The organism is Kribbella rubisoli, from assembly GCF_004217145.1.
In the GTDB taxonomy this organism is placed as follows: Bacteria; Actinomycetota; Actinomycetes; order Propionibacteriales; family Kribbellaceae; genus Kribbella; species Kribbella rubisoli.
On the sequence record NZ_SHKR01000019.1, the window covers coordinates 106,652 to 131,382 of the forward strand.

General features: G+C 68.9%; 28 protein-coding genes. 12 read left to right on the forward strand and 16 right to left on the reverse strand.

Translation table 11 applies throughout. From position 1 onward, the window contains the following. Nucleotides 1–11 precede the first annotated feature (11 nt). Together EV645_RS40570 and EV645_RS40575 are read left to right on the forward strand one after the other, a co-directional pair. Nucleotides 12–674, forward strand: coding sequence for a potassium channel family protein (locus EV645_RS40570; RefSeq protein WP_130450478.1), 663 nt, complete (start codon nucleotides 12–14; stop codon nucleotides 672–674). Then, complete coding sequence (locus tag EV645_RS40575) at nucleotides 674–1,348, forward strand: potassium channel family protein (RefSeq protein WP_130450480.1); 675 nt, start codon at nucleotides 674–676, stop codon at nucleotides 1,346–1,348. The genes EV645_RS40570 and EV645_RS40575 overlap by 1 nt, the downstream gene beginning before the upstream one ends. A 33-nt stretch (nucleotides 1,349–1,381) precedes the next feature. Here EV645_RS40575 and EV645_RS40580 read toward each other — a convergent pair whose 3' ends face one another. From EV645_RS40580 to dut, 4 genes are all read right to left on the reverse strand, one after another. Beyond that, on the reverse strand, nucleotides 1,382–2,164 hold the full coding sequence (locus EV645_RS40580) for a DUF3159 domain-containing protein (protein ID WP_130450482.1): 783 nt from the start codon (nucleotides 2,162–2,164) through the stop codon (nucleotides 1,382–1,384). Next, the gene (locus EV645_RS40585) at nucleotides 2,157–2,546 is read right to left on the reverse strand and encodes an OB-fold nucleic acid binding domain-containing protein (protein ID WP_130450484.1); all 390 of its coding nucleotides are present in this window, start codon (nucleotides 2,544–2,546) and stop codon (nucleotides 2,157–2,159) included. The genes EV645_RS40580 and EV645_RS40585 overlap by 8 nt, the downstream gene beginning before the upstream one ends. 19 nt (nucleotides 2,547–2,565) lie before the next feature. Then, a complete protein-coding gene (locus EV645_RS40590; RefSeq protein ID WP_130450486.1) occupies nucleotides 2,566–3,219 on the reverse strand; it encodes a DUF3710 domain-containing protein in 654 nt (217 codons plus the stop codon). 86 nt (nucleotides 3,220–3,305) lie between these two features. Next, on the reverse strand, nucleotides 3,306–3,758 hold the full coding sequence (gene dut, locus EV645_RS40595) for a dUTP diphosphatase (RefSeq protein ID WP_130450488.1): 453 nt from the start codon (nucleotides 3,756–3,758) through the stop codon (nucleotides 3,306–3,308). A gap of 52 nt (nucleotides 3,759–3,810) precedes the next feature. On the opposite strand from dut, the gene EV645_RS40600 reads away from it, so the two are divergent. Together EV645_RS40600 and EV645_RS40605 are read left to right on the forward strand one after the other, a co-directional pair. Continuing rightward, nucleotides 3,811–4,266 (forward strand): DUF3093 domain-containing protein, encoded by a 456-nt coding sequence (locus EV645_RS40600; protein ID WP_242000970.1) that lies wholly within the window; start codon nucleotides 3,811–3,813, stop codon nucleotides 4,264–4,266. Nucleotides 4,267–4,294: 28 nt separating this feature from the next. Next, nucleotides 4,295–4,612, forward strand: a complete 318-nt coding sequence (locus EV645_RS40605; protein WP_130450492.1) for a DUF4235 domain-containing protein — start codon at nucleotides 4,295–4,297, stop codon at nucleotides 4,610–4,612. Between the two features lie 93 nt (nucleotides 4,613–4,705). Here the strand turns inward: EV645_RS40605 and EV645_RS40610 are convergent, their stop codons facing one another. From EV645_RS40610 to EV645_RS40620, 3 genes are all read right to left on the reverse strand, one after another. Beyond that, complete coding sequence (locus EV645_RS40610) at nucleotides 4,706–5,005, reverse strand: DUF4193 domain-containing protein (protein ID WP_130379292.1); 300 nt, start codon at nucleotides 5,003–5,005, stop codon at nucleotides 4,706–4,708. Between the two features lie 295 nt (nucleotides 5,006–5,300). Beyond that, nucleotides 5,301–6,107, reverse strand: a complete 807-nt coding sequence (locus EV645_RS40615) for an inositol monophosphatase family protein (RefSeq protein WP_130450494.1) — start codon at nucleotides 6,105–6,107, stop codon at nucleotides 5,301–5,303. Then, nucleotides 6,104–7,174: a ferrochelatase gene (locus EV645_RS40620; RefSeq protein ID WP_130450496.1), complete on the reverse strand. Its 1,071-nt coding sequence runs from the start codon at nucleotides 7,172–7,174 to the stop codon at nucleotides 6,104–6,106. The genes EV645_RS40615 and EV645_RS40620 overlap by 4 nt, the downstream gene beginning before the upstream one ends. 72 nt (nucleotides 7,175–7,246) lie before the next feature. Between EV645_RS40620 and EV645_RS40625 the strand changes: the two genes are divergently transcribed. Then, nucleotides 7,247–8,422, forward strand: coding sequence for an MFS transporter (locus EV645_RS40625; protein ID WP_242000971.1), 1,176 nt, complete (start codon nucleotides 7,247–7,249; stop codon nucleotides 8,420–8,422). Nucleotides 8,423–8,462: 40 nt separating this feature from the next. After that, the gene (locus EV645_RS40630) at nucleotides 8,463–9,173 is read left to right on the forward strand and encodes a MerR family transcriptional regulator (protein ID WP_130450500.1); all 711 of its coding nucleotides are present in this window, start codon (nucleotides 8,463–8,465) and stop codon (nucleotides 9,171–9,173) included. Here the strand turns inward: EV645_RS40630 and EV645_RS40635 are convergent. Next, the gene (locus tag EV645_RS40635; protein ID WP_130450502.1) at nucleotides 9,156–9,761 is read right to left on the reverse strand and encodes a trimeric intracellular cation channel family protein; all 606 of its coding nucleotides are present in this window, start codon (nucleotides 9,759–9,761) and stop codon (nucleotides 9,156–9,158) included. The genes EV645_RS40630 and EV645_RS40635 overlap by 18 nt on opposite strands. Before the next feature lie 56 nt (nucleotides 9,762–9,817). On the opposite strand from EV645_RS40635, the gene EV645_RS40640 reads away from it, so the two are divergent. Further along, a complete protein-coding gene (locus tag EV645_RS40640) occupies nucleotides 9,818–10,783 on the forward strand; it encodes a phosphotransferase family protein (RefSeq protein WP_130450504.1) in 966 nt (321 codons plus the stop codon). A 17-nt stretch (nucleotides 10,784–10,800) separates the two neighbouring features. Beyond that, nucleotides 10,801–11,634 (forward strand): formate dehydrogenase accessory sulfurtransferase FdhD, encoded by an 834-nt coding sequence (fdhD, locus tag EV645_RS40645; protein WP_130450506.1) that lies wholly within the window; start codon nucleotides 10,801–10,803, stop codon nucleotides 11,632–11,634. Here the strand turns inward: fdhD and EV645_RS40650 are convergent. Then, nucleotides 11,618–14,362 (reverse strand): AAA family ATPase, encoded by a 2,745-nt coding sequence (locus EV645_RS40650; protein WP_130450508.1) that lies wholly within the window; start codon nucleotides 14,360–14,362, stop codon nucleotides 11,618–11,620. The two genes, fdhD and EV645_RS40650, sit on opposite strands and share 17 nt — an antisense overlap. Then, nucleotides 14,359–15,486 (reverse strand): metallophosphoesterase family protein, encoded by a 1,128-nt coding sequence (locus EV645_RS40655; protein ID WP_130450510.1) that lies wholly within the window; start codon nucleotides 15,484–15,486, stop codon nucleotides 14,359–14,361. The genes EV645_RS40650 and EV645_RS40655 overlap by 4 nt, the downstream gene beginning before the upstream one ends. 299 nt (nucleotides 15,487–15,785) lie before the next feature. Between EV645_RS40655 and EV645_RS40660 the strand changes: the two genes are divergently transcribed. Both EV645_RS40660 and EV645_RS40665 read left to right on the forward strand, forming a co-directional pair. Continuing rightward, nucleotides 15,786–16,346 (forward strand): GNAT family N-acetyltransferase, encoded by a 561-nt coding sequence (locus tag EV645_RS40660; protein WP_130450512.1) that lies wholly within the window; start codon nucleotides 15,786–15,788, stop codon nucleotides 16,344–16,346. Then, nucleotides 16,339–16,833, forward strand: a complete 495-nt coding sequence (locus EV645_RS40665; protein ID WP_130450514.1) for a phosphatase domain-containing protein — start codon at nucleotides 16,339–16,341, stop codon at nucleotides 16,831–16,833. The genes EV645_RS40660 and EV645_RS40665 overlap by 8 nt, the downstream gene beginning before the upstream one ends. A 16-nt stretch (nucleotides 16,834–16,849) precedes the next feature. Here the strand turns inward: EV645_RS40665 and EV645_RS40670 are convergent, their stop codons facing one another. Genes EV645_RS40670 through EV645_RS40690 form a run of 5 tightly spaced genes read right to left on the reverse strand, consistent with a single transcriptional unit; the run spans nucleotide 16,850 to nucleotide 22,421 of the window. Beyond that, nucleotides 16,850–18,526 carry an ABC transporter substrate-binding protein gene (locus tag EV645_RS40670; RefSeq protein WP_242000972.1) on the reverse strand — a complete coding sequence of 559 codons (1,677 nt, stop codon included), beginning with the start codon at nucleotides 18,524–18,526 and terminating at the stop codon, nucleotides 16,850–16,852. After that, entirely contained in the window at nucleotides 18,523–19,506 is a 984-nt protein-coding gene (locus EV645_RS40675; protein ID WP_198682180.1) for an ABC transporter ATP-binding protein, read from the reverse strand. Before EV645_RS40675 ends, EV645_RS40670 begins: the two co-directional genes overlap by 4 nt. Next, complete coding sequence (locus EV645_RS40680) at nucleotides 19,503–20,501, reverse strand: ABC transporter ATP-binding protein (protein WP_130450516.1); 999 nt, start codon at nucleotides 20,499–20,501, stop codon at nucleotides 19,503–19,505. Before EV645_RS40680 ends, EV645_RS40675 begins: the two co-directional genes overlap by 4 nt. Beyond that, complete coding sequence (locus EV645_RS40685; RefSeq protein ID WP_130450518.1) at nucleotides 20,494–21,492, reverse strand: ABC transporter permease; 999 nt, start codon at nucleotides 21,490–21,492, stop codon at nucleotides 20,494–20,496. Before EV645_RS40685 ends, EV645_RS40680 begins: the two co-directional genes overlap by 8 nt. Continuing rightward, on the reverse strand, nucleotides 21,492–22,421 hold the full coding sequence (locus tag EV645_RS40690; protein ID WP_130450520.1) for an ABC transporter permease: 930 nt from the start codon (nucleotides 22,419–22,421) through the stop codon (nucleotides 21,492–21,494). Before EV645_RS40690 ends, EV645_RS40685 begins: the two co-directional genes overlap by 1 nt. Nucleotides 22,422–22,575: 154 nt before the next feature. Between EV645_RS40690 and EV645_RS40695 the strand changes: the two genes are divergently transcribed. Both EV645_RS40695 and EV645_RS40700 read left to right on the forward strand, forming a co-directional pair. After that, on the forward strand, nucleotides 22,576–23,418 hold the full coding sequence (locus EV645_RS40695) for an alpha/beta fold hydrolase (RefSeq protein WP_130450912.1): 843 nt from the start codon (nucleotides 22,576–22,578) through the stop codon (nucleotides 23,416–23,418). Next, nucleotides 23,418–24,107 carry a nucleotidyltransferase domain-containing protein gene (locus tag EV645_RS40700; RefSeq protein ID WP_130450522.1) on the forward strand — a complete coding sequence of 230 codons (690 nt, stop codon included), beginning with the start codon at nucleotides 23,418–23,420 and terminating at the stop codon, nucleotides 24,105–24,107. Before EV645_RS40695 ends, EV645_RS40700 begins: the two co-directional genes overlap by 1 nt. Here EV645_RS40700 and EV645_RS40705 read toward each other — a convergent pair. Further along, nucleotides 24,104–24,730 carry a hypothetical protein gene (locus EV645_RS40705; RefSeq protein WP_130450524.1) on the reverse strand — a complete coding sequence of 209 codons (627 nt, stop codon included), beginning with the start codon at nucleotides 24,728–24,730 and terminating at the stop codon, nucleotides 24,104–24,106. The two genes, EV645_RS40700 and EV645_RS40705, sit on opposite strands and share 4 nt — an antisense overlap. Nucleotide 24,731 lies beyond the last annotated feature (1 nt).

Here is a 24,731-nt window from a genome sequence, read left to right on the forward strand (position 1 = left end):
GTGATCACTCAGTGCACGTCGTCATCATGGGCTGCGGCCGCGTCGGGTCGATGCTCGCGCGTGGCCTGGAGAGACGCGGCCATACGGTCGCGATCATCGATCAGACGGCCGACGCGTTCCGGCGGCTCAGCCCGAACTTCACCGGCCGGACCATCGTCGGCATGGGCTTCGACCGCGAGGTGCTGATCGAGGCCGGGATCGAGGACGCCGAGGCGTTCGCGGCGGTCTCCAACGGCGACAACTCGAACATCCTGGCCGCCCGGGTCGCCCGCGAGAACTTCGGCATCTCCAACGTGGTGGCCCGGATCTACGACCCGGGACGCGCCGAGGTGTACCAGCGGCTCGGTATCCCCACGGTCGGCACGGTCCGCTGGACGGTCGACCAGATGATGCGCCGGCTGCTGCCCGAGGGTTCCGAGCCGGAGTGGCGGGACCCGTCCGGCACGATCCGGCTGGCCGAAGTACACGTCCACGCGGAGTGGGTCGGCCGGCTCGCGTTCGACATCGAGAAGGCCACCGGCGCCCGGGTCGCGTTCCTGACCCGGCTCGGCGAGGGGATGCTGCCCCGGCCCGACACGGTCATCCAGGAGGGTGACCTGGTCCACGTCGTGATGCCGGAGCGGGATGCCGCAGCGATCGAGTCCCAGCTCGGCACGAAGCCTGAGGAGCTGTGATGCGGGTAGCCATCGCCGGTGCCGGGAACGTCGGACGTTCGATCGCCGCCGAGCTGCTGGAGAACGGCCACGAGGTCCTGCTGATCGACAAGGACCCGCGGGCGATCAAGGCCGAGTCGGTGCCGCGCGCCGAGTGGCTGCTGGCTGACGCGTGCGAGCTGTCCTCACTGGAGGAGGCGGCGTTGCAGCGCTGCCAGGTGGCGATCGCCAGCACCGGTGACGACAAGGTCAACCTGGTCGTCTCGCTGCTCGCGAAGACGGAGTTCGGCGTACCGCGAACCGTTGCCAGGGTCAACCATCCGCGCAACGAGTGGATGTTCAACGAGGCCTGGGGCGTGGACGTCTCGGTGTCGACCCCGCGGATCATGTCCGCACTGGTCGAGGAGGCGGTGTCGGTCGGCGACCTCGTCCGGCTGTTCACCTTCCGCCAGGGCGACGCAAACCTGGTCGAACTCACCCTGCCCGAAGACTCCCCGATGATCGGCCAACGCGTCGGCGACATCGACTGGCCCCTCGACACCGCGTTGGTCGTCATCCTCCGCGAGGGCCGAGTACTACGCCCCGACCCCGAAGGCACGCTCGAACTGAACGACGAACTCCTCTTCGTAGCAGCCGACGAAACCGAAGAGCAGCTCGAAGACATGCTCTCCCCCCACCACCGCAAGTCGGAGTAGCGGCAAAGGCAGTCGCCGCGGAGCGGTGTCCGATTACTTCTTGTTGCCCCGGAGTAGGTGCGTGATGTGGTCGCGCGCCTCGTCCCACTTCTCCGCCGGTAGCGAGCCTCGGAGTACGGCGTACGCGAGCCAGATCGCCAGTGCGTAGAAGGGCAGGCCGAGGCCGATCTTCGCGATGCCGAGGGCGTTCAGGGAGCCGGTGAAGTACAGCGGGACCTGGACGATCAGCCGGATCGCGAACAGGCCGACGAAGACCAGCGTGGCCCGGGAGAAGCCCTTCAGCATCGCGGGGTCGCGGCGCCAGGCGGTGCCGGTCTGCGTGATCACGCCGTACAGGACGCCGAAGAGCGGCCAGCGGATCAGCACAGTGATCAGGTATAGAGCGCCGTACCCGAGGTTGGTCAGCAGACCCGGGACGTAGAAGTCCTTGGCGTTCCCGGTGCGGTTAGCGACCCAGGCCGAGATCAGTACGCCGATGAAGCCGCCGATGATGTTGCGCAACTGCTGCCGACGCACCAGCCGCACCACCGCGATCACCGCCGCAATACCCACCGCGATGATCAGCGACAGCTGCAGCTTGTGGTCGGTGACGGCGTACGCGACCAGGAACGCGATCCACGGCAACCCGATGTCGAGCAGCGCACCCCAACCACCGAGTGCCTGGAAGAAATCCTTGTCCGTAGACCGGGCCGGCTTCGCAGGCTCGTCGGACGCAGGCTCAGTGGCCGCGGCTTCGAGTTCGGGTTTCAGGATCTCGACCAGCTTCTCGTTGAGGTCCTCGTCGAGCTGGTCGCGGCGCGACGTCGGCTCAGCCATGAGCTGCCTGGGGACGCAGCTCGTAGCGGGGGTTGAACATCACCCGGTCGCCGTCGACGACGCCGATCCGGCCGGACGCGATCAGCTCCGATCCGGCGTGGATGCCACCGATCTTGCGTCGGCCGAGCCAGATCAGCTTGACCGTGCCGGTGCCGTCGTACAACTCACCCTCCAGTGCTGGTACGCCGCCGCGCGGGCTGAACGTGATCGTGCGCAACGTGCCGTACAGCGTGACGAGTTCCCGGTCGTGACAGCCGGTGATGGAGCGCGCGCCGCAGTCCTGCGCGAAGTCCTGAAGGACCTCCGCGTCCTGCTGATCGCGGTCGCCGGCCAGGCCGCGGAAGGCACGCTTCCACAACCCCGCGGGTTTGCTGCTACCCATGACGTCGAGTGTAGTCCGCTCAGGCTTCCTCGGTCGGAGTCGGCTGGGCACCCGGCGGCATCCGCAACGGCAGCGACTCACGCACGGCCATCGGCTCGTCGCCGCGGACCACGATCGCGTTGCGCAGCGTCTCCTCCATCGGCAGCGCCGCGTCCGGCTCGACCGCGGCGCGGCCCAGCACAGTGGCGCGGAGCAGCCAGCGCGGACCGTCCACGCCGATCACACGGGAGGTCTGGCTGAAGATCTGCCCCTCCGGGTCCTCGACCGGTACGACGAGCACCAGCTCGGTGCCGAACTGGCCGTCGTGCTCGGTCGCCGTACCGCCCATCCGGCTGGCCTCGGCGGCGATCTCCTGCCGGACCTCGTCCCAGATGCCGCTCGACCGCGGCGCCGCGAAGGCACGCAGCTCGAGCGCGGAGTCCTCGAGCATCAACAGCACCGCCTGGACCACGCCGCTCTGCTCGTCGACCTGAAGGCCCAGCTCCATCCCTTGCACGATGGTGACCACCAGCGCGCCCAGGTCGATCCGGTTCTCCGCTTCCAGCAGCAGGTCGGCGTCGACCTCGGTCGAGTCGAACGGACCCTCGGAGCGGACGTCCAGCGGGCCCTCGTCGGCCACTGCATCGGTGTCGTTCGTCTCAGGATCGTTCTTGCCCTTGCGGCGGAAGATCACAGCTCTTGCCTACTTCCTTGGTATTAGTACAACTTCAGCACCGCGCCGTAGTCTCGCGTATCCGTCAGGTCAACGGATGCACGTGCTCAGCGTGTCACATCGCCGAAGCCGCCGGTCGACCCGTGCCCCTGGTCACCGCGGGCGGAACCGGGCAGCGAGGTCACCTCGACGAACCGGGCCTTCTCCACCTGCTGGATGACGAGCTGGGCGATCCGGTCGCCGCGTCGCACTGTCACCTCGGTGTGCGGGTCGAGGTTGATCAGGCAGACCTTGATCTCGCCGCGGTAGCCGGCGTCGACGGTGCCGGGCGCGTTGACGATCGAGACGCCGTGCTTGGCCGCGAGGCCGGACCGCGGATGCACGAAGGCGGCGTACCCGTCCTGCAGGGCGATGGCGATGCCGGTGCCGACCAGGCCGCGCTCCCCCGGCTTGAGGGTCAGGTCGGCCGCCGCCACCAGGTCCGCGCCGGCGTCGCCGGGATGCGCGTACGACGGGAGCGGGAGTTCGGGGTCGATGCGCTGGATGAGTACCTCGGTCACGAGAGGCGACCCTATCGAGCGCCTCGCGACGGGTTCGTGCCAGGCTGGGTCCGTGGGTAGCTATCGCGAGAGTCTGCGCGTGCCGGTGTCGTGGTGGATCATCGCCGCTGCCGCTGTGATCACGCTGTTCGTCATCACCGCGGTGCCGGCCGGACTGATCGCCGGGAGCATCGTCGGCGGGGTCGCGGCGGTGCTGCTGGTGACGCTGTTCGTCCGGTACGGCGGTGCGCGGGTCGAGGTCGACGACGTACGGCTCCGGGCCGGACGGGCCGAGATCGACCGGTCGTACCTCGGCACGGTCGAGGCGCTGACCGGTGAGGACGCGCGGCTGGCGTTCGGGCGCGACTGCGATCCGAAGGCGTATCTGGTGCTGCGCAGTTACCTGCCGGGCGCGGTACGGGTGCAGATCACCGACCCGGGCGATCCTGCGCCGTACTGGCTGATCGCCACGCGGCACCCGGACCGGTTGGCTGCCGCGCTGAGCGGGCACAGCGTGGGAAGATCCTGACTGTCAGCAGTCGCGTTAGGAGAGTGCAGTGATCGGAGCGAAGATCGGCTGGAAGCTGGTGCAGGCCGCCTTCACGATCGTGGTCGGCCTGGCCGCGAGCAAGGCGGTCACCACGGCCTGGAAGCTCGGGTCCGGCGGGAAGCCGCCGAAGGACGGCACCGGAGGGTACGCCGAGGTCATCACCTGGGCCGCTGCGAGCGCTGGAGCTGCTGCCGCGGCGAGGTTGTTCGCCGAGCGGCGGGCGGCGGCGTACTGGCTGAAGTCGACCGGCTATGCGCCCCCGGGCTACGAGCAGGCAGCCGCCGACGGCAGCCTCCTCAAGAGCATCAGCAAGAAGGACGACTGAAAGTCGCTCGAGCGGTTTCAGACAGCAGCGGGACCGTTTCCAGGGGTCTGGAAACGGTCCCGTTGGTGGTTGTTGCGAAGAAGGGCGCTGGTGTCAGGCTGCGCAGTCGCGGCAGATCAGCTGCCCGTTCTTCGTCTCGGCGAGCTGGCTGCGGTGGTGAACCAGGAAGCAGCTCGAACAGGTGAACTCGTCGGCCTGACGCGGGAGGACCCGGACCGCCAGCTCCTCGTGACTCAGGTCCGCGCCGGGCAGCTCGAAGCTCTCCGCGGCCTCGGCCTCGTCCTCGTCGACCTTGCCGGAGTTCTTGTCGTGACGGCGAGTCTTGAGCTCCTCGATCGACTCTTCGGAAGCGTCCTCGTCCGTCTTGCGCGGGGCGTCGTAATCAGTCGCCATGGTGTTTCCCTGCCCTCTTCGTACCCGTGGTGTTGCCTGCTGAGCCCTTGAACAGGTAGAGCGGCCGAGAAATTCCGCGTCGGCGCACCGCGCTGAATCTTCGTCCCCCGAAACCCTTGACAGCCAGGCCGGGATCGGCAATCACCTCTCCCGAGGACGGGATTGTGCCCTATAAAGCGCCGTAATGCACGACTGGGTCCATGCTGTGGCCCGCGTGTCGCCACAAATGTCAGGACCGAACACCAAAATGCTCATTAGTGCGCGATACTGCGCAGCAACGAGCACACAACGACACCTAGGCGCGCAACGGGTTCGCAGCGGCCAACAGCTCGTGGAACGGCGCGAAGAGCGCCGGACTCGCCGCGATCGACATCTCCGGCGACACCGGAGCACCGTTCAGCCCGCCGACCGTCGCCCCGGCCTCGGCCGCGATCAGCGCACCCGCTCCGTAGTCCCACGGGTTCAGTCCGCGTTCGAAGACGACGTCCAGCCGGCCGCAGGCGACATAGCAGAGGTCGATCGCGCCGACCCCGATCCGGCGGATGTCGCGGACCTTGGTGATCAGGTGCTGGATCACCTCCGCCTGCACCTGCCGGCGCGCTGGGTCGTACCCGAAGCCGGTCCCGACCAGGGCCTGGCTCAGCTCGGTCGCGCCCGACACCTGGATCGCCTTGCCGTCCGCGAACGCGCCGCCGCCCTTCGTCGCGGTGAACACCTCGCCCTTCGGCGCATCCACCACTACGCCGGCGACGGTCTCCCCGTCGTACTCGACGGCGATCGAGACGGCGTACGTCGGGATGTCGTAGAGGTAGTTGACCGTGCCGTCGATCGGGTCGACCACCCAGCGGACGCCGCTGGTGCCGACCACGTCGTCACCCTCCTCGCCGAGGAACGAGTCGTCCGGGCGGGCCTGGAGGACCCGGGCCCGGATCAGCTCCTCGGACTCGCGGTCGACCGCGGTGACCACGTCGGTGAGGGTGCTCTTGGTGTCGGCGACCGTGATCGTGCCGCGGCGGCGTTCGACGATCAGCCCGGCCGCCTCCTCCGCCACCTCCACGGCAAGCTTGAGAAGGTCTTGCGGGCTTTCCGGGGAGGAGGTCATACGGCTTCCTTCTGAGGAGTAGGGCGACGCAAGGGTGGGCAACAGTCGTGGCGGCAGTCGTCCCAGGCCGGGCCGAGTTTGCCGACGCAGGGCCGGTCCGGCTGCTCGCCGCGCTCGGCCGCGGCCCGCTCGACGACCAGGTCGCGGAGCATCGTGACGAACTTCGGGTCGGTCCCCGGGGTCGCAGCCCGCGCCATCGGCAGGCCGACCTTCTCGGCAGTCTTCGCGGCCTCGGTGTCGAGGTCGTAGATGACCTCCATGTGGTCGCTGACGAATCCGATCGGCACCACGGCCACCCCCGGCACGCCCGCGGCGGCCAGGGCCTCCAGGTGGTCGTTGACGTCGAGCTCGAGCCACGGCACCTGCGGCGGCCCGGACCGCGAGCAGTAGACGAGGTCGGTACGACGTACCTTGCCGGTCCGCCGCTCCAGCTCGGCGGTGATCTCCGCGGCAACGTCCAGGTGCCAGCCGACGTACCCGTTGCCGTCGGGTCCGCTGGTCGCGTTCATCGCGGTCGGGATCGAGTGCGTCACGTACGCGATCGCGCTGCCCTCGGGCAGCCGGCTCAGCGCGTCGGCCGTCGACTCGACGAACGACCCGACGAAGCCGGGGTGGTTCGCGTAGTGCCGGAGCTTGTCGATCTGCGGCGCGTCCGGGACCTCCCGGGCAGCGTCCTCGAGGTTCTCCCGGTACTGACGGCAGCCGGAGTACGACGGGTAGGCGGACGTGACGATCACCACTGCACGGCGTACGCCGTCGGCCGCCATCTCGCGCATCGTGTCGGTCAGGTACGGCGCCCAGTTGCGGTTGCCCCAGTAGATCGGGAGGTCGAGGCCGATCTCGTCGAACGACTCGCGCAGCGCCTTCAGCAGCTCGCGGTTCTGGTCGTTGATCGGGCTCTTGCCGCCGAACGCGTAGTAGTGCTCCCCGACCTCCTTCAGCCGCTCGTCCGGGATCCCGCGGCCGCGGGTCACGTTCTGGAGGAACGGCAGGACATCTTCAGGCTTCTCGGGGCCTCCGAAGGAGAGCAGCAGGACCGCGTCGTACGGGGGTGCAGCAGGCGACATATTCCAAGCTTCTCAGACGGCTGAAGGTTAAGGTGTTCCCGGTCTCTCATGCTCAAGCCTTACGCTCATCTCATGCGCCGTCCCGGTGCCGGCGCCTTCTTCGCCGCCGGGATCCTCGGGCGTATGCCGATCTCGATGATCGGCCTCGGCATCGTCATCCTGATCGCCCAGGAGAGCGGCTCGTACGGGCTGGCCGGCGCGATCTCCGGAGTGGCCGTGATCGCGGGCGCGCTGACCGGACCGGTGCAGGGCAGGCTGGTCGACCGCTTCGGTCAGCGGATGCTCCTGCTGATTGGTTCGGTCCTCTGCACGGTCGCCCTCGGCGGTCTGCTCGTCGCGGTGCGTGCGGACGCCGCCACCTGGATCCTGTACGCGCTGTCGTTCGTTGCCGGTGGCACCCGTCCGCAGGTCGGCTCGTTCGTCCGTGCCCGCTGGACGCATCTGCTCGGGCGGGGCCGTGCGCTGCAGACCGCGTTCGCTCTGGAGGCGGTCGGCGACGAGGTCGTCTTCATCGTCGGTCCGGTGCTGGTTACCACGCTGGCGACGCAGTGGAGCCCGTACGCCGCGCTGACGGCCGCCGGCGTACTAGGGCTGGCCGGTGGCATCTGGCTGGCCACACTGCGCGCGTCCGACCCCCCGGGGCGTGGCAAGTCGAACGGCGCCGAGCAGGCACGGATGCCCTGGCTGTCGATCACGCTGCTCAGCCTGATCGGTCTCGGCCTCGGTGCGACTCTCGGCGGCGCAGAGGTGATCACGGTCGCGTTCACCACCGAGAAGGGCAAGGCGGGCCTGGCTGGCGTCGTACTGGCGATCTGGGCGTTCGGGAGCCTGCTGGCCGGGCTCTGGTACGGCTCTGTGCATTGGCGTGCTCCGGTGGAGCGCCGGCTGCTGATCGGTACGATCGCACTCGCCATCACGCTTGCACCGCTCCCCTGGGTCAACAGCGTGCTGATGCTCGGTGTGGTGCTCTTCTGCTGCGGCATGACGATCGCCCCGACGATGGTGGCGGTTACCGCCTGCGTCGAGGAGTGGGTGCCGCCGGAGCGGTTGACCGAGGCGATCACCTGGACCGTCACCGGCATCCTGCTCGGCGTTGCACCTGGCAACGCTGCCGCTGGGCACGCTGTCGACGTGTTGGGTCCGTCTGACGCCTACTGGGTCCCATTCGGCGTCGGCATCGCGTGCGCGATCGTTGCCGCCGTCTCGATCACCTTTGCTCGGCCGAAGGAACGGTTCGCCCATAACTAGGCTTGTATCTCCGGTAACGGGAGATGTGAGGGTGTTGGGCATGGACCACTCGATCGGTGCGGTGGCGCGGCTTGCCGGCGTGTCGGTGAAGACCGTGCGGTACTACTCCGACCTCGGGCTGCTGCCCTCACGTCGTACGACGGCCGGCCATCGGCGGTACGACAAGACCGCGGTCGCGCGGCTGGAGCTGATCCGCACGCTGCGTGCTCTGGGCCTCGATCTGGAGACGGTGCGGACTGTGCTGGACCGGGAGCGGACGCTGGCCGACGTACTCGCGGCGCATGCCGACGCACTCGCCGTACAGATCCGAACGCTGCAGGCGCAGCACGCGGTCGTATCGGTGGCCACTCATTCGACTCCCGAGGAGCTCATCCACATGACTGCACACTTCGAGGAAGCGCGCCGGACGCTGATCGCCGACTTCCTGACCGACGCGCTCGGCGACGACCCCGTACTCACCGCAGCTCGCCAGAACCTCACACCCGTACTAGCTCCAGACGCGGAGTCCCGGCAGGTCGAGGCCTGGCTCGAGCTGGTCGAGCTGGCGTCATCAGAAGACTTCCGTGACTCGGTACGGCGCCTCGCAGCCGGCTGGCGGGTTCTCGCCGGGGACGACCCCCTGCGGGCGGACCCGGAGTTGCGCGCGCGGCTGATCGAGATGCGGCGTACCGCGGATCCGCGCTGGCACCGGTACGTGGAATTGGTTGCCGTGGTCAACGGATGGGCACCGCCGTCACGGGTTGCGGGGTAACGGCGCGTTCCAGCCACGACGGATCGCGAGCAGGCGGATCGTGAAGCAGGTCGCCGCGGCGGCGATCGGGACCCAGAGCGCGTGGTACTCCAGCGCCGCCGCGATGACCACGATGCCGGCGCCGAGGAGCGCCGGAGTGGCGTAGATCTCGGACCGCAGTACGACGGGGACGCGGCCGCTGAGGACGTCGCGGAGTACGCCGCCGCCGATCCCGGAGAGCGTGCCCAGCAGGGCGGCCGAGATCGGGGACAGACCGAACTCGATCGCCTTCAGCGCGCCGGTCACGCAGAACAGCGCGAGGCCGGCCGCGTCGAAGATGTTCACCAGCCGCTCGAGCCGGCCGATCCCCGGATGCAGGAAGAACGTCAGCAGCCCGGCCACGATCGGGACGACCAGATAGCGCCAGTCCCGGAGCGCAGCGGGCGGGGTCTGGCCGATCAGCACGTCGCGGATGAATCCACCGCCGAGCCCGGTGACGAGCGCGAGCACCTGGATCCCGAACACGTCCAGCTTCTTCCGTACGCCGACCAGCGCTCCGGTGATCCCGAAGACGAAGATCCCCACCAGATCGAGAACTTGCAGCACCATGGGCCAGACGCTAAACCACGAGCGCTGCGCTTCCGGCACTTCTATCGTTGGTGGGCATGAGCCGCGCCCCGGACGTCGACTACTCCGCCACCTCGCAGCGCCCTGCCTGGGACTCGTTGCCGACGGCCCTCCAGGAGGCTCTCGAGGTTGCCCTGGGCACCGAGATCGTCTCGGTGGCCGATCCGGTCGGGTCCGGCTTCACCGGTGGGTTCGCGGCCCGCGCACGGCTGGCCGACGGGCGGCAGGTGTTCATCAAGGCCGCTCCGTCCGGGATGCACGCCTATGGTGCCTACCAGCGTGAGGCCGAGGTCGTGCCACAACTTCCGTCCGTCGTGCGAGCCCCGGCGATCGTTGCCACTGCGCAGGTCGAGGGCTGGTTCGCGGTGGTGTCCGAGTGGGTGGCCGGGCGGATGCCCGGAACTCCTTGGATAATAGACGACTTCGATCGGGTGACTGCTGCTTGTGAGGAGATGGCTCTCGCGTTGCGGCCCAGTCCGTTGGCCGGCTTGAAGCCGTTCGCATATCTGGTCGAGGACGACGTTGCCGTGCCCGCGCAGATTCTCGCGGGTGAGCGCGCGCTGCCAACGGGTTTACAGCCGTGGTTGCCCCGGGTGCTGCCGGAGTTGGCCGAGTTGGCGGCAGCAGGGCCGGAGGTTCTCGTCGGCGACACGGCGATGCACTCCGACCTGCGGCCCGACAACATGGTGATCGACGAGAGCGGCACCTGCTGGATCGTCGACTGGAACTGGCTGACGCTCGGGCCGCGCTGGGTGGACTGGGCGGGTCTGTTGCCGATCGCGCAACACCAAGGCATCGACACGTTCGCCGCGATCAGACGCAGTCCGCTGACGGCCGACGTACCCGACGAACACCTCGACGCCTTCGTGGCGGTGATCGCCGCCTACATGTTGAAGAACACCGATGCCCCGCCGCCGCCCGGCTGTACGCCCGCCCTGCGGGAGCACCAGCGCCTGCACGCATGGACGTACCTCGACTGGCTCGCCGTACGCCGGGGCTGGTGAGCGCCTACTGTTGTTGTATGACCAAAGGGCCGGCCACGAGGTTCAAAGTCGAGGTGCTCGATGGCGAGCGGACGTCGCGGCGTGAGGATGTCGTCACCACCGAGGAGCCGCTCGAGTTGCGGCTGGAGTGGCCGGGGCGACCGCCCGAACCATTGGTCGTCACCATGCGGACGCCCGGCTCCGACTTCGAGCTGGCTGCCGGCTTCTGCCTCGGCGAAGGTTTCGCGGTCCGGCCGGACGCGATCCGGACGGTTGCCTACTGCACCGATGTCGCGCTGACCCGCGAGCAGCAGTTCAACACCGTCACGGTCACCTTCGACGGTCCCCCGGACCGCGAGCCACCCCAGCGGTACGGCGTCACGTCGGCCGCCTGCGGCGTCTGCGGCCAGCAGAGCCTCGACGAGCTCGCGGATCGCGAGTACGACCCGGTGGACCCGGTCGAGGTCCCGGTCGACGTCGTACGGCGGCTGCCCGATCTTCTCCGCGAAGGGCAGACCACGTTCAACCGCACCGGCGGACTGCACGCGGCCGGCCTGTTCACCGCCGACGGCCGCAAGATCGTGGTGAAGGAGGACGTCGGCCGCCACAACGCCGTCGACAAGGTGGTCGGCTGGACCGTCCTCAACCACCACAGCCGCAAGGGCCTGGTCCTCGCCGTCAGCGGCCGCGCCGGCTACGAGATCGTCCAGAAGGCCGTCGCCGCCGGCATCGGCATGATCGTCGCCGTCAGCGCCCCCTCCAGCCTCGCCGTCGACCTGGCCCGCCAGTCCAACATCACCCTCGCCGGCTTCACCCGAGGCGACCGCTGCGTCGTCTACTCAGCCTCGGAGCGGATCACGCGTCCAGCTTGAGGAAGGTGGCTTTGGGGACGTATTCGTAGCGGTCGGGCATGCAGGTGAGGATGATGATCTGGCCGTGGTCGCCGGCTCGGCCGAGCAGGGCGCCCATGTCGCGGAGGCGGGCCTTGTCGGACCAGCCGAGGGCGTCGTCGAAGATGACGGGGACGCTGCCCTCGCCGGTGCTGACCAGGTGGCTGATGGCCAGGCGAGTGATGATTGCGAGCTGCTCCTGGGCGCCCGTCGACAGCGCCTCGACGCGGAGCCGTACGCCGTCCAGCTCCCGCTCCGCGACCGCGAGATCGTCGTCCAGCCAGACCTTGAACGACGGCCCGTAGACGCTCCGCCCCAGCGACTCGATGCGGGTCTGCAGCGGTTCGGAGTACTTCGTCTGGGCCTCGGCGCGATGCCGGCTCAGCGTCTCGTACACGCGCCGCGCTGCCTCGGCCCGCCGCTCCAGGCTGTCGTGCTCCGCGCGTACGGCGGCCAGCTCCAGGTCGGCCATGTCCCGCCGGGTCGCGAGCCCGTCCCGGCCGGACTGCTCCAGCCGGCCCTCCGTCGTACGCAACGCATCCCGCAGCGTGTCCCGCTCGCCCTGCAGCCGCTTCGCCACCGCCAGCGCGTGCGTCAGCTCGCCCGCGACCTGATCCGCCCCGGCCGCATCCGCCTGCTGCTGTACGACGGTCAGCTCCTCGAGCACCGCCTCGACCTCAGCCGTCGCCTCGGTTTCAGCCGCGGACACGCTGTCGTCGTCGAGCACCGTCCGCGCAGCCTCGAGCGCCTCGACCGCTGACGCCAGCCGCTCCCCTGCCAGCTCGGACCGGGCCCGCGCGTTCTGCGCCTCGGAACGATCCTCGTCAGCAGCCTTCCGTGCCTGCGCGATCGCGAACTCCGCGTCGGACAGCAACCGCTCGGCCTCGGCGAGCGCCTCCCGCGCGGAGTCCAACGTTTGCTGCGCGGCGGCGAGGTCGTCCGCCTCCGGCTCCGGCACCTCGAAGTCGTCGAACAGCGTGTCGTGCGGTGAAGCGAACTCCTCGAACAACGACATCTGCCCGGGAACGCCTTCAACCGCGGGCTTACCGGCTTCCTCGGCGTCGTCCTCAGGGCCCAGCCGCGCAGTCAGTACGGCGATCCGCTCCCCCGGATCGCCTCCGGCCGTCAACGACTTCTCCGTCCGGCGGGCTTCGTTCAGCTCGGCGGTCGCGGTGTCCGCCTTCCGCAGCAACTCGCGCGCCGCGGCGACGTCCTTCACGCCGGCCTTCTTGAGCAGATCCTTCTCCCGCCGTACGGCGTCGTCGACCCGCGACCGCAGCGTCGCCGCCTCGCCACCGGCCCGCACCGTCACTTCGAGCTGACCCGGTACGCCGATCACCAGCTCGCCCGAGACAAGCACCTGGGTCGCCTCGTCGAAGCCCAGCTCGGAAGGTACGGCTCCATCCAGACCGGTCCCCGACAACTCCACGGGCTCGGCGCCAAGTCGCCGTACAGACACTTCGGGTACGCCGGCCGCGAGCGCCGCGCGGGCCTCGACCACGGCCGCCCGGGCGTCTTCCAGCGCCGCGACGATCGCGTCGTCGACCTTGATTCGATCGAGGATCGTCCCGGCCGCCGCGATCCGCGCGCGGACGTCGACCAACTCGGTCTGCTGCCCCAGCAAACGATCGAGCTCGGCGCGATCCATCAGGTCCGAGACCCGGCGCTCGGCCGCCTGCACGTCCGTACGCCGGAGGTCCTTGAGCTCCACGACCTCGGCCAGCGCAGCCTCGGCCGCCTGCACCATCTCGGCCGCGGTCTTGGCGACCAGGTCGGCGTCCGCGCGTTTAGTGGCCAGCTCAGCCTCGAACTTGGTGAACCGCTCGACCTCGTCCAGCAGCCGCTCGCGGTCGAGCCGCGTGCGGGTGTGGTTCTCCAGCCGGGCTCGCGCCGTCTCCGCACGGGAGCGGACCGAGTCACGGCGGAGCAGGATCTCGTCGGTCGCCTTCTTGCGTTCGCGCAGCTCTTCGACCGACTTCAGGTGATCGGACAGCCGGGTATCGACATCGGACAGGTCGAGGTTGAGCCGCTCGGCCCGCCGGATGTCGGACTGAACCTCCTCCATCGCCTGCAACGCCTGCGCCGCACCCAGCTCGGCCCCGGCCACCGTCTTCGCGGACCGCGCATAGTCGCCGGTCGGCTTCCCACGTGGCGTCCAGTACCGCAGGTACTCATGCTCGACCGCAGTCACCAACGGCATCGACGCGCCGTCGACCGGCGTCCCCGACTCGGCGGTCACAGCCGTGATCAACGGCTCCGCATCGGCCGGCGTTGGCAGCACCAACGACTGGCCCTGGCTGACCATCAACGTCTGCCACAGCACCGGGTCGACGTTCTCGTGGAAGAGCCGCTCGGCCTCGTTGTGCGCCTCGCGACCGGTCCAGGACTGCCGCCGGCCGTCCGGCTCGACGATCGTCAGCTCGGTGGAACGGTTCTTCAGCCAGCGCTTGGAGTACGTCAGCTCGCGGCCGCCGAGGCTCAGCTCGGCGGTGACCTCCGGGCCGACATCCTGCCCGACCGGCTGGATGTCGCGGATCCGGGTCGACTTCGAGTCGTCGGGCAGCTCGAAGATCAGGCCGAACGCCTCGACCAGGCTGGACTTCCCGACCTCGTTGTCGCCGACCACGACGGTGGTGCCGAGTGCGCGGAACCGGACAATGCGGTCTTTGACGCCACGGAAGTCCCGTAGCGCCAAGCTGTGCAATCTCATCCCGCGTCCCGCGCCAATCGGTGCATCAAGGACAACGCCGCACCTGCGCCCTCGTCGCCGCCGGCCAACGCCTGCCGCAACTCCTCCATCGCGGCGCGAGCGGGACCGCTCAGCTGCAACGACTCGAGGTCGGCCGCGTCCGGAGCGGGTCGCACGGTCCAGAACTTGGCCCACCGCTCCACGCTGGCGAACACCTCGCCCTGCGCGTCGATCATCGCGTCGAGCCGACTCAGCAACGGCAGCGGCAACGAGCCGTCGCCGGCCAGACGCACGTACGTCCGTTCCTTGTCCGGCAGCTCGGCGAACCAGTCCTCGAGCGCCTGGATCGACTCCTCGTCGAACAGCTCGACGCGATGGTCGACCATGTGCCACGCGCCGACGCGCACCGGCTCGACCTCGATCGTGCCAGCGGCGATCGTCACCTTCAGCACGTTGCCCGGCGCGTCCTCCTCGGGTGACGTGACCTCTTGCGTCCCGGAGAACCAGATCCGCTCCGTCACCTTTGTCGTCGAGTGCCGGTCGCCGAGTCCGACGTACTGCAGCCGGCCGTCCGCGACCGCGGCCTCCAGCGCTGTCTGATCGATCGTCGGTACGTCGGACATGCCGCCGGACAGGCTCGTGAGCTGACCGTGGGCGAGCAGGATCCGGACGATCCCGGGCTCGGGCGCGAGGTCGGCGTACCCGGGCGCGGCCGGATCCGAGAGCGGGCGGCGAGAACGCCACGGTGCGCCGACGATCTCGACCCCCGGCAGGATCGGGAAAGGCGTCGTTTCGGTCAGGACCGTGACGTGCTCCGGGGCGTGCGCCTGCCACTGGCTCGACGTCCACAGCGAGCCGGGCTCGAGCGCGTCGTGGTTGCCGGGCAGGAGTACGACGGGCACCGGGATCCGCTTGAGGGCTTCACAAGCGCGCAGGATCGTCTGCCGCTCGACCTGGTTGTGCTCGAACACATCGCCGGTCACGACGACGAACGCCGCCCCGGTCTGCTCCGCGACCTCGCCGATCCGTGCGACAGCATCCAGCCGCGCCTGGCCCCACCGGGCCTGACCGTCCGGCCCCAGGAACCGGCGCATCATTCCCAGCTGCCAGTCCGAGCTGTGCAGAAACGTGATCGACTCGTCCATTGCGGGATGAACGCTAACCCGAGCCACCGACAGTCGCACACTCAACACTCAGAAGCGCCCCATACCGCCCACACTCCGGACAGGTTTCCGGCGTTTACCCAGGGAAGTCGGCGCTCCGGGAGAGTTCGGACCAGATGGCGACCTCGGCCCGCACACCGGCGTACACGCCGACGGGGACCCTCGTCGGTCAACGCCAATCAACTTTGTGCACCAGAGCCGTATGACGAGCGCCGATTCGTGCGGATCTGGTGCACAAAGTGCCCGCCCACCCTGACATCTAGACAGCCTACGATCCGGTGGTGGGCACCTACCTCGATACCGAGCGGCTGACGCTTCGCCGGTTCACCCCGGCTGATGTCGAGTTGCTGGTGGCATTGAACTCCGACCCCGAGGTGATGCGGTTCCTGACCGGTCGGCCGCCACCACGCGACCACATCGAGGAGGTCGTACTGCCGGAGATGCTCGAGGTGTACGCCGAACACCCGCAGCTCGGGCACTTCGCCGCCGAGGCCGACGGCGTCTTCATCGGATGGTTCGGGATGCAGCCGACGAGCGATGCCAAGACTGTCGGCATCGGCTACCGGTTGAACCAGGCCGCGTGGGGCAAGGGGTACGCGACCGAGGGTACGAAGGCGTTGATCGCAAAGGCGTTCACAGAGCTCGGGATGGAGCGGGTGGAGGCGGACACGATGGCGGTCAACCACCGTTCGCGGGCGGTGATGCGGCGGTCCGGCCTGCGGTTCGTGAAGGTCTACCACGAGCACTACGACAATCCGCTCCCCGGAACCGAGTTCGGCGACGTCCTGTACGGCCTCGATCGCGCGACCTGGGAAGCTGGGCGGTATGGGACAAATGGCTGACGATCGACCGTACGCCGTACTCGATATCGACGCGACGCTGTCCGACACGAGCCGGCGGATCCACTTCGTCGAGCGGAAGCCGAAGGACTGGGACTCGTTCTTCGCGCACGCCAAGGAGGACGCCGTACTCGACGAGGGGCTCGCGGTCGCGACGACGCTGGCGGCCGAGCACGAGATCGTCTACCTGACCGGGCGGCCGGAGCGGCTGCGACGGGACACGGTGAAGTGGCTGAAGGACAACGGCTTCCCGGACGGCAAGCTGTACATGCGCGGCAACACCGACCGGCGCCCGTCGACGATGATGAAGCTCGGCCGGCTGCAACGCCTCGCCGAGCAGCGACCGGTCGCCGTCCTGGTCGATGACGACGTCAAGGTGATCGCCGCCGCCGAGAAGGCCGGCTACACAGTGATGAGGGCCGACTGGGGACTCGATGCCGAGACCCAGCCGACCCTCTTCGAGGCCCAGGAGTCCGAAGGACGGACCTGAAGCCCTATTTGTCCCGCTACTTGCTGAGCCCGAGGATCAGCGTGTTCGGGTACGGCGGGTACTGCGGCAGGTAGAAGTTCTGCACCTTCGACCCGTGCAGGAACGCGTTCCGCGCGTAGATCAGCGGTACGACCGGTGCGTCGGCCATGATCTGCTTGTCCACCGCGCCCCACATCCCGGCCGCCTTGGTCCGGTCCGACTCGGCCGTCGCCGCGGCGATCGCGGAGTCCACCGCCGGGTTGGAGTAGCGGGAGATGTTGTACCCGCCGTTGCCGATCTCGGACGACGCGAACAGCGGCTGGATGTTGCCGATCGCGGACGGGAAGTCGGGCAGCCAGCTCGACACGGTCAGGTCGAAGTCCGGCTTGTTGCCGGTGATCAGGTCGGTCAGCGGCTCGCTGTCCAGCGGCTTGATCGTGACGGTGATCCCGGCCCGCTTCAGACCCTGCTGGATCGCCTGCGCGACGCCGAGACCGGTCGTGTTGTCGGCGGCCAGCACCAGGTTGAGGTTGGCGGCGCCGGCGGCCGCGAGCATCTGCTTCGCCTTGTCCGGGTCACCCGCCGGCGGTGCCGGGAACAGGTCGAACTTGTTGAAGCCGTCGATACCCGGCGTGATCAGGGTCGTGGCGAGCTCACCGCCGAACTCCGGTCCGCCCTCGGCGACCTGGACGGCCTGCTTGTCGACGGCGTACTGGATCGCCTTGCGGACCTCGGGCTTGGCGAGCGCGGGACGCTGCGTGTTCATCGCCAGGTACATCAGAGCGCCGGACGTCGACGTCGCCACCCGAGCCTTCACCGCGGGGTTGCCGGTCACGGTCGGGATCAGCGCGGCCGGGACCGAGGTTCCGGTGGTCGCGGCGAACTTGTCGTCGCCGGCGTCCGCGATCAGGCGCTGGTTGACGACGTCGGGCTGCAGGCCCATGTCGGTCACGATCGAGTCCGGCAGGCCGGTCCGGGCCGGGTCGGTCGACTTGTCCCAGTTCGGGTTCCGGGTCAGCACGAGCTTCGAGCCCGGCGCGTACGACTGGACCTGGTACGGGCCGCTGGCCATCGGCTTCTCGCCGTAGTGCGCCGGGTCGGTGTCGGCCTTCTTCGGCACCGGCGAGAACGCCGGCATGCTGACGATCCACGGCCAGTCGCCGTACGGCTTGTTCAGCTTGAACACGATCGTGGTGTCGTCCGGCGTCTGGATCGAGGCCAGGTCGCCGCCCTTGTACGGGCCCTGGTACTTGTCGCCGCCGACGAGCAGCGACTTGTGGTAGCCGAGTCCGCCGGACAGCTCCGGGGCGAACGACCGCTCGACGCCGTACTTGATGTCAGCGGCAACGATCGGCGAGCCGTCGGCGTACTTGAGACCCGGCTTGAGCTTGTACGTCCAGGTCTTGCCGCCGTCGCTGACCTGGCCGGTGTCGGTAGCCAGGTCCGGGACCAGTTCGGTCGGCTTGCTCGGGTCGGTCTTCCAGGACGTCAGGCCGCGCAGGACCAGGTGGATCCCGCTGATACCCAGGTTCTGGCTCTTGGCCGGGTCGTAGCTGACCTCCTTGGCGGTACTGAGGAAGTGCAGGGTGCCGCCCTGCTCTGCGGCGGCAGTACTGCCACCACTCGCGGGGGTCTTGTCGTTGGCGTTGCAGGCGGCCGCTGCCAACACCAGTGCGGCCGCTACCGCGACCGCTCGGGTTAGGTGTTTCATCATGTCCTCTCAGGAGGTGGGGGCTCAGGGAAGTAGCAGGCGGCCCGATGTTCTGTATTCCCTGCCACGGGTTCGAGCACTGGTCGTTGCGTCGCGCACACGTCCTGTGCCTTGTAACAGCGGGTCCGGAACGGGCATCCGGACGGCGGGTCGATGGGCGTCGGTACGTCGCCGGTGAGCACGATCCGGTCCCGCTCGACACCCGGCTCAGGCACCGGTACTGCGGACAGCAGCGCCTTCGTGTACGGATGCGCCGGGGCCTCGTAGACCTCTGCGGCGGGACCCTCTTCGACGATCGTGCCGAGATACATGACGGCGATCCGGTCGGCGACCTGCCGGACCACGGCGAGGTCGTGCGCGACCAGCACGTACGACAGGCCGAGCTCGTCGCGCAGATCGGCGAGCAGGTTGAGCACCTGGGCCTGGACGGACACGTCGAGCGCGGACACGGGCTCGTCGCAGACCAGGAGATCCGGCTTCACCGACAACGCGCGGGCGATCCCGATCCGCTGGCGCTGACCGCCGGAGAACTCGTGCGGGTACCGCTCCAGGTACTGCTCGGCGAGGCCGACCTGCTCCAGCAGCTCGACCAGCTGGGCCCGGGTCGGACGGATCCCCTGCGCGCGGTACGGCGTACTCAGGATGGTGCCGACCGACTGCCGCGGGTTCAGCGACGCCTGCGGGTCCTGGAAGACCATCTGGATCCGCCGGCGGATCGGCCGGAGCCGGCGACCGCGGACCTTGGTGACGTCGGTGCCGCCGATCTCGACGCGGCCCTGGGTCGGGTCGAGCAGGCGGGTCGCCACGCGGGCCAGCGTCGACTTGCCCGATCCGGACTCGCCGACCAGGCCGACCGTTTCGCCCTTGCGGACGACGAGGTTCACGCCGTCGACCGCGCGGACGGCCTGCGCCTTACGCCACGGGGCGCCGCGCAGACCGAAGTACTTCTTGACGTCCTTGAGGTTCAGCAGCTCTTCGCTCACAGGAGCACCTCCGGCCGCCGACCGAGGTGGCAGGCCGCCTCGTGATCGCCCTCGCCGGGACGCGGAGTCAGCTCGGGACGCTCGGTGATGCAGCGTTCGCCGACCAGATGCGTGTACGCACACCGCGGCTGGAACGGGCAGCCGGTCGTGATCGATCCCGGCGTGGGCGGGGTGCCGGGGATCGTGGTCAGCCGCGGCTTCGGCGGTACGTCGACCCGCGGCATCGCCCCGAGCAGCCCGAGCGCGTACGGGTGGGCGGCCCGGAAGAAGATGTCCCGGACCGTACCGCGCTCGGCCGCGCGACCGGCGTACATCACGAGAACGTCGTCCGCGACCTCGGCGACCACGCCCAGATCGTGCGAGATCAGGACCAGCGCCGTACCGAACTCCGCCTGTACGTCGTCGAGCAGGCGCATGATCTGTGCCTGCACGGTCACGTCGAGTGCGGTCGTCGGCTCGTCCGCGATCAGCACTCTCGGGTCGTTCACCAGAGCCATAGCAATCACGACCCGCTGCCGCATTCCCCCGGAGAACTCGTGCGGGTAGCTGTCGGCCCGGCGGACCGCGTCCGGGATGCCGACCTTGTCGAGCATCTCGATCGCCCGCTGGTGCGCCTTCTTCTTCGAGACGTCGTGGTGCAGCCGGTACGCCTCGGCGACCTGCCAGCCGACGCTGTAGTACGGATTCAGGGCGGACAGGGCGTCCTGGAAGACCATCGCGATGTCGTTGCCGCGGATCTTGCGGAGCTCGTCGCCCGGCAGGCCGATCAGCTCGCGGCCGTCCAGCAGCACCTCGCCGGTGACCTCGGCGTTCGAGGGCAGCAGGCCCATCACGGCGGCCGAGCTGACGCTCTTGCCGGAGCCCGACTCGCCGACGATCGCGAGCGTCTCCCCCGGCGCGACGGCGAAGTCGATGCCGTCGACGGCCGGAACCAGACCGCCCTCGGTCGTGAACGTGACGTGCAGGTCATGCACTTCCAGCACCGGCTCAGCCATGACTCACCCTCGGGTCGAGCAAACCGTGCACTATGTCCACCACCAGGTTCGCGAGGATGATCAGGAAGGCCGAGAACAACGTCACGCCGACGACCACGGCCACGTCGAGCGAGCCGACCGCGGTGATCAGCAGGTCGCCGAGGCCCTGCATGCTGAAGACCTTCTCGGTCAGGATCGCACCTCCGAGCAGACCGCCGAGATCGAGGCCGAACAGCGTCACGACCGGCACGAGGACGCCGCGGAGTCCGTGGGTCAGGACCACCCGCAGCTCGCCGGCGCCCTTGGCCCGGGCCGTGGTGATGTAGTCGAGGTTCAGCTCCTCGAGCATCTGCGAACGGGTCAGCCGGATGTACGACGCCGCCTGCAGGATCGCGAGCACGATCCACGGCGTGATCAGGTGCCAGGCCCAGTCGACCGGGCTCTCGGTGAACGGGACGTAGCCGTTGACCGGGACCATGTTGAGCCAGAACCCGAAGACCAGGATCGCCAGCAGACCGAGCAGGAACGACGGCGTCGAGACTCCGACCAGCGCGACCCCGATCGCGAGCCGGTCGAGGATGCGGCCACGGTTCAGGGCGGCGATCACGCCGAGCGAGACACCGAGGAGCAGCCACAGTACGGCGGCACCGAGCGCGATCGACGCGGTCACCGGCAGCCGGTCCAGGATCAGCGTGGTGACCGGGCGGGCTAGCGGGAACGAGTACCCGAAGCACGGCGCGTTGCAGTGCACGGCCGCCGTACCGTCGCCGAAGGTCCGGCCGGCGAAGACGCCCTTCAGGAAGCTCAGGTACTGCTGCAGGGTGCTCTGGTCGAGCTGCATGAAGTGCCGCGCCTGCTCCAGGCGGTCCGGCGTACAGGGCTTGCCGCAGGCCAGACGGGCCGGGTCGGCGGGGATCGCGTAGAAGACCAGGTAGACGGCCAGGCTGAGCGCGAGCATGACGAGCAGCGCCCCGAACAGCCGCCGGATCACGAACCAGGCGAGGTCGGGCATCAGCTCGTCCTCCGCAACCGGACGTCGAACGCGTCCCGCACCCCGTCACCGAGGAGCGTGAAGCCGAGCACGGCGAGGAACAGCACCGCGCCCGGGAACAGCAGGAACCACGGGTCCGCGCCGGTGTACACCCAGGCGATCGAGTCCGAGATCGACCGCCCGAGGCTCGGTGTCGGCGGTGGCACGCCGACGCCGAGGAAGCTCAGCGCCGCCTCCGCGCCGATGTAGCCCGGGATGGCCAGCGTGGCGATCACCAGGACCGGGCCGAGCAGGTTCGGCAGGAGCTCGCGGGTGATGACCATCCAGCCGCTCGAGCCGACGCTGCGGGCCGCCTCGACGAACTCACGGGTGACCAGCGAGCGGGCCTGGTTGCGGATCAGCCGCGCCAGGCCGGCCCAGCCGAAGAAGCTCAGCACCAGGATCAGCAGCAGCCAGCGCGGGAACCTGGCCGGGATGATGATGCCGAGGGCAATCATGAAGACGAGCTGCGGGAACCCGAACAGGAAGTCGAGCAGCCGCGACATGATCGCGTCGTACCAGCCGCCGAAGTACGCCGCGCTGATACCGGCGAGCGTGCCGACGACGGTCGTGATCGCGGTGACGACGACCGCGATGGTCAGCGACGTCCGCAGGCCGAGGACGACGATCGAGAACAGGTCCCGGCCGGTCAACGGCTCGACGCCGAACCAGTGACTGCCGCTGATCCCGCCGAGCGCACCCGCCGGCGCGTTCCCGCGGTTCGGATCGAGCAGATCGATGTGGTACGTCGTCGCGTCCTGGCCGGCCAGCCGCACCAGCAGCGGCGCGGCCGCCGCGATCACGATCAGCAGAACGACCAGTACGGCGCCGACCCGCGCGCTACGGTCACGCCGGACCCGGCGCAACGCCTGCCGGGTGGGCGAAACGGTCCCGGCGACCGAGGAACTCACAAGCACTCCCGACTGGTTTGATTCTTACAGCCGACAAAACCTAGGCCGCATCCTTCCACCACCGTGGTTGCATCTCGAACTTCGAGAATCTCGTGTTGGTAACTGTGGATTCGGATAGGTGGTGTCGGGTGGTTACGCTCCGCTGGTGGACGACATGGTGCGGGTCGGCGAGCGGATGGTTCTCTACAGCCTTCACGGCGCTGAGGACGGGCTGCCGGCACTGTCGTTCAGCGGTACGCCTTCGACCCGCTGGAAGCGGCCGGACGCCTTGGCGGCCATCGAGTCGTCGGGTCTGCGACTGGCCACCCCGGACCGCCCCGGCTACGGCGGGTCGACCCGCCTGCCTGGCCGGACCGTCGCGTCTGTGGCCGAGGACGCTGTCGCCGTGGCCGATGCGCTGGGTTGGGACCGCTTCGCCGTCACCGGTGGATCAGGCGGCGGACCGCATGCGTTGGCTTGTGCTGCGCTGTTACCGGACCGGGTGACGAGGTGCGCGGTGATCGGGAGCAATTCGCCGCCGATCGTGGACGGCCCGGAGCCGACCGAGGAGGAGGAACTCGCGGACCCGCGGCGCAATCGCACCTCGTGGCGCGCGCTGCACGGCGACCTCCGGCCCGGGTTCGAGGAGACTGCCCGGACGATCATGGCTGCGGTCGAGGCCGGTGGGCCGGAGATCCCACCTCAGCCAGGCGCTGAGCCCGGTCCGCCCGCTCGGGAAGACCCTTCGGCCATGGCTCGACTGACGGCGACCTTTGTCACCAGCCATGAGGGCTGGCTGGACGACCACGTCGCCTTCGCCACGCCGTGGGGCTTCGAGCTGCGCGACATCCGGGTCCCGGTCAGCCTCTGGCACGGCTCGGCCGACGAGCGAGCCGGCAAGTACGTCGAGTTCCTCGCTGCCGCGATACCCCACGCCGAACGCAAGTACTACGTGGGCGGCCACATCCCGCCGGCAAATGCGTTTCGCGAACTGCTGCGCTGGCTGACACTGTCCTGATGGACGCTTTGGACCTGGCGCACCAACTCGTACGAGAGCTGTATCCGGATGCTCGAGCTGCCTGGCTCGGCGGCAGTGTGGCGCGCGGCGACGCGAGTAGTACGTCCGACCTGGACATCACCGTGCTGCTGGACGGTCCTCCGGCGCCGATGCGGAAGTCGCTCGAGCACGCCGGGTGGCCGGTCGAGCTGTTCGTGCACACCGAGAAGTCGCTGCGCTATTTCGCCGACAAGGACCAGGACCGACGCCAGCCGACGATGATGCGGCTCGTCGGGGAGTCCGTCGTACTGCTGGACACCGACGGGTGCGGGGCGCGGTTGCAGCAGGAGTACCTGGCTGAGGTGGCTGCCGGGCCCAAGCCGTTGTCCGTGGACGAGCTGGACCTGCTGCGCTACACGATCACCAATCTGATCGACGACCTGTCGGATGCGTCCGGTGATGTGCGGCTGGCGATCGCTTCGGTGCTGTGGCAGGACGCGGCGCGGCTGTTGCTGACCGGTGCTGGGCGCTGGTCCGGCACCGGTAAGGGTCTGCTGCGGGAGGTTGCGGCGTACGACGGTGCTCAGGCGGCGGCGTTGATGGACGGCGTACGGGCTGAGGACGACCGGCTGATCGTTGCCGTGGACCACATCCTGGCTGACTACGGTGGACGGCTGTTTGCCGGCTTCGAGCTGGCGGCGAAGCTCTAGTCGATCAGCTCCCAGCGGCGCTTCGGGAAGAGGCGGACGGCAACGACTGCGGCGGCTGCGCCGATGAGGACGCCGGGGATGATCCAGCGCCAGCCGGTGAAGACATTGGTACCGGTGACTTGGGACTGCGCCGGTGCGGGTGCCGGTGTGGTGACGGGCGCGTCAGCTACGGAGTAGCCGTCGTCGAGGGTGGGTCCGCCGTCGAACTTGGCGTTGAGGAGCCTCAACGAGCCGAGCACCTCACGCAGCCGCTCCGGATCAGGCGGCCGGTGCCAGGTGAGCTTCGACGGCGTGGTTCCGTTGAACTCCTGAGTGGAGATCCACGGGCCGCCGGGTGCGTCCGGATAGATGATGTCGATCCGCCACACGCTCATGTCGTGGATCAGCCAGGTAGCGCGGACGAACTTGCCGGCCTCGTGCGCAGTACCGCCCTCGTCGCCCTTCGGCGCGTTCTGGACCAGCTCCTGCAGGTCGTAGTACCGCTGGTCGTCGTAGCCGACGGCGGTCACGTACGGCGGTGCGCTGAGCAGCACGCTGGTCGGACCGCCGGCGTGTGCCGGGGTTGCGACGGCGAACACTATTGCGACTAGTGCTGCGACGAGTGCGAGGGTACGGCGGACCATG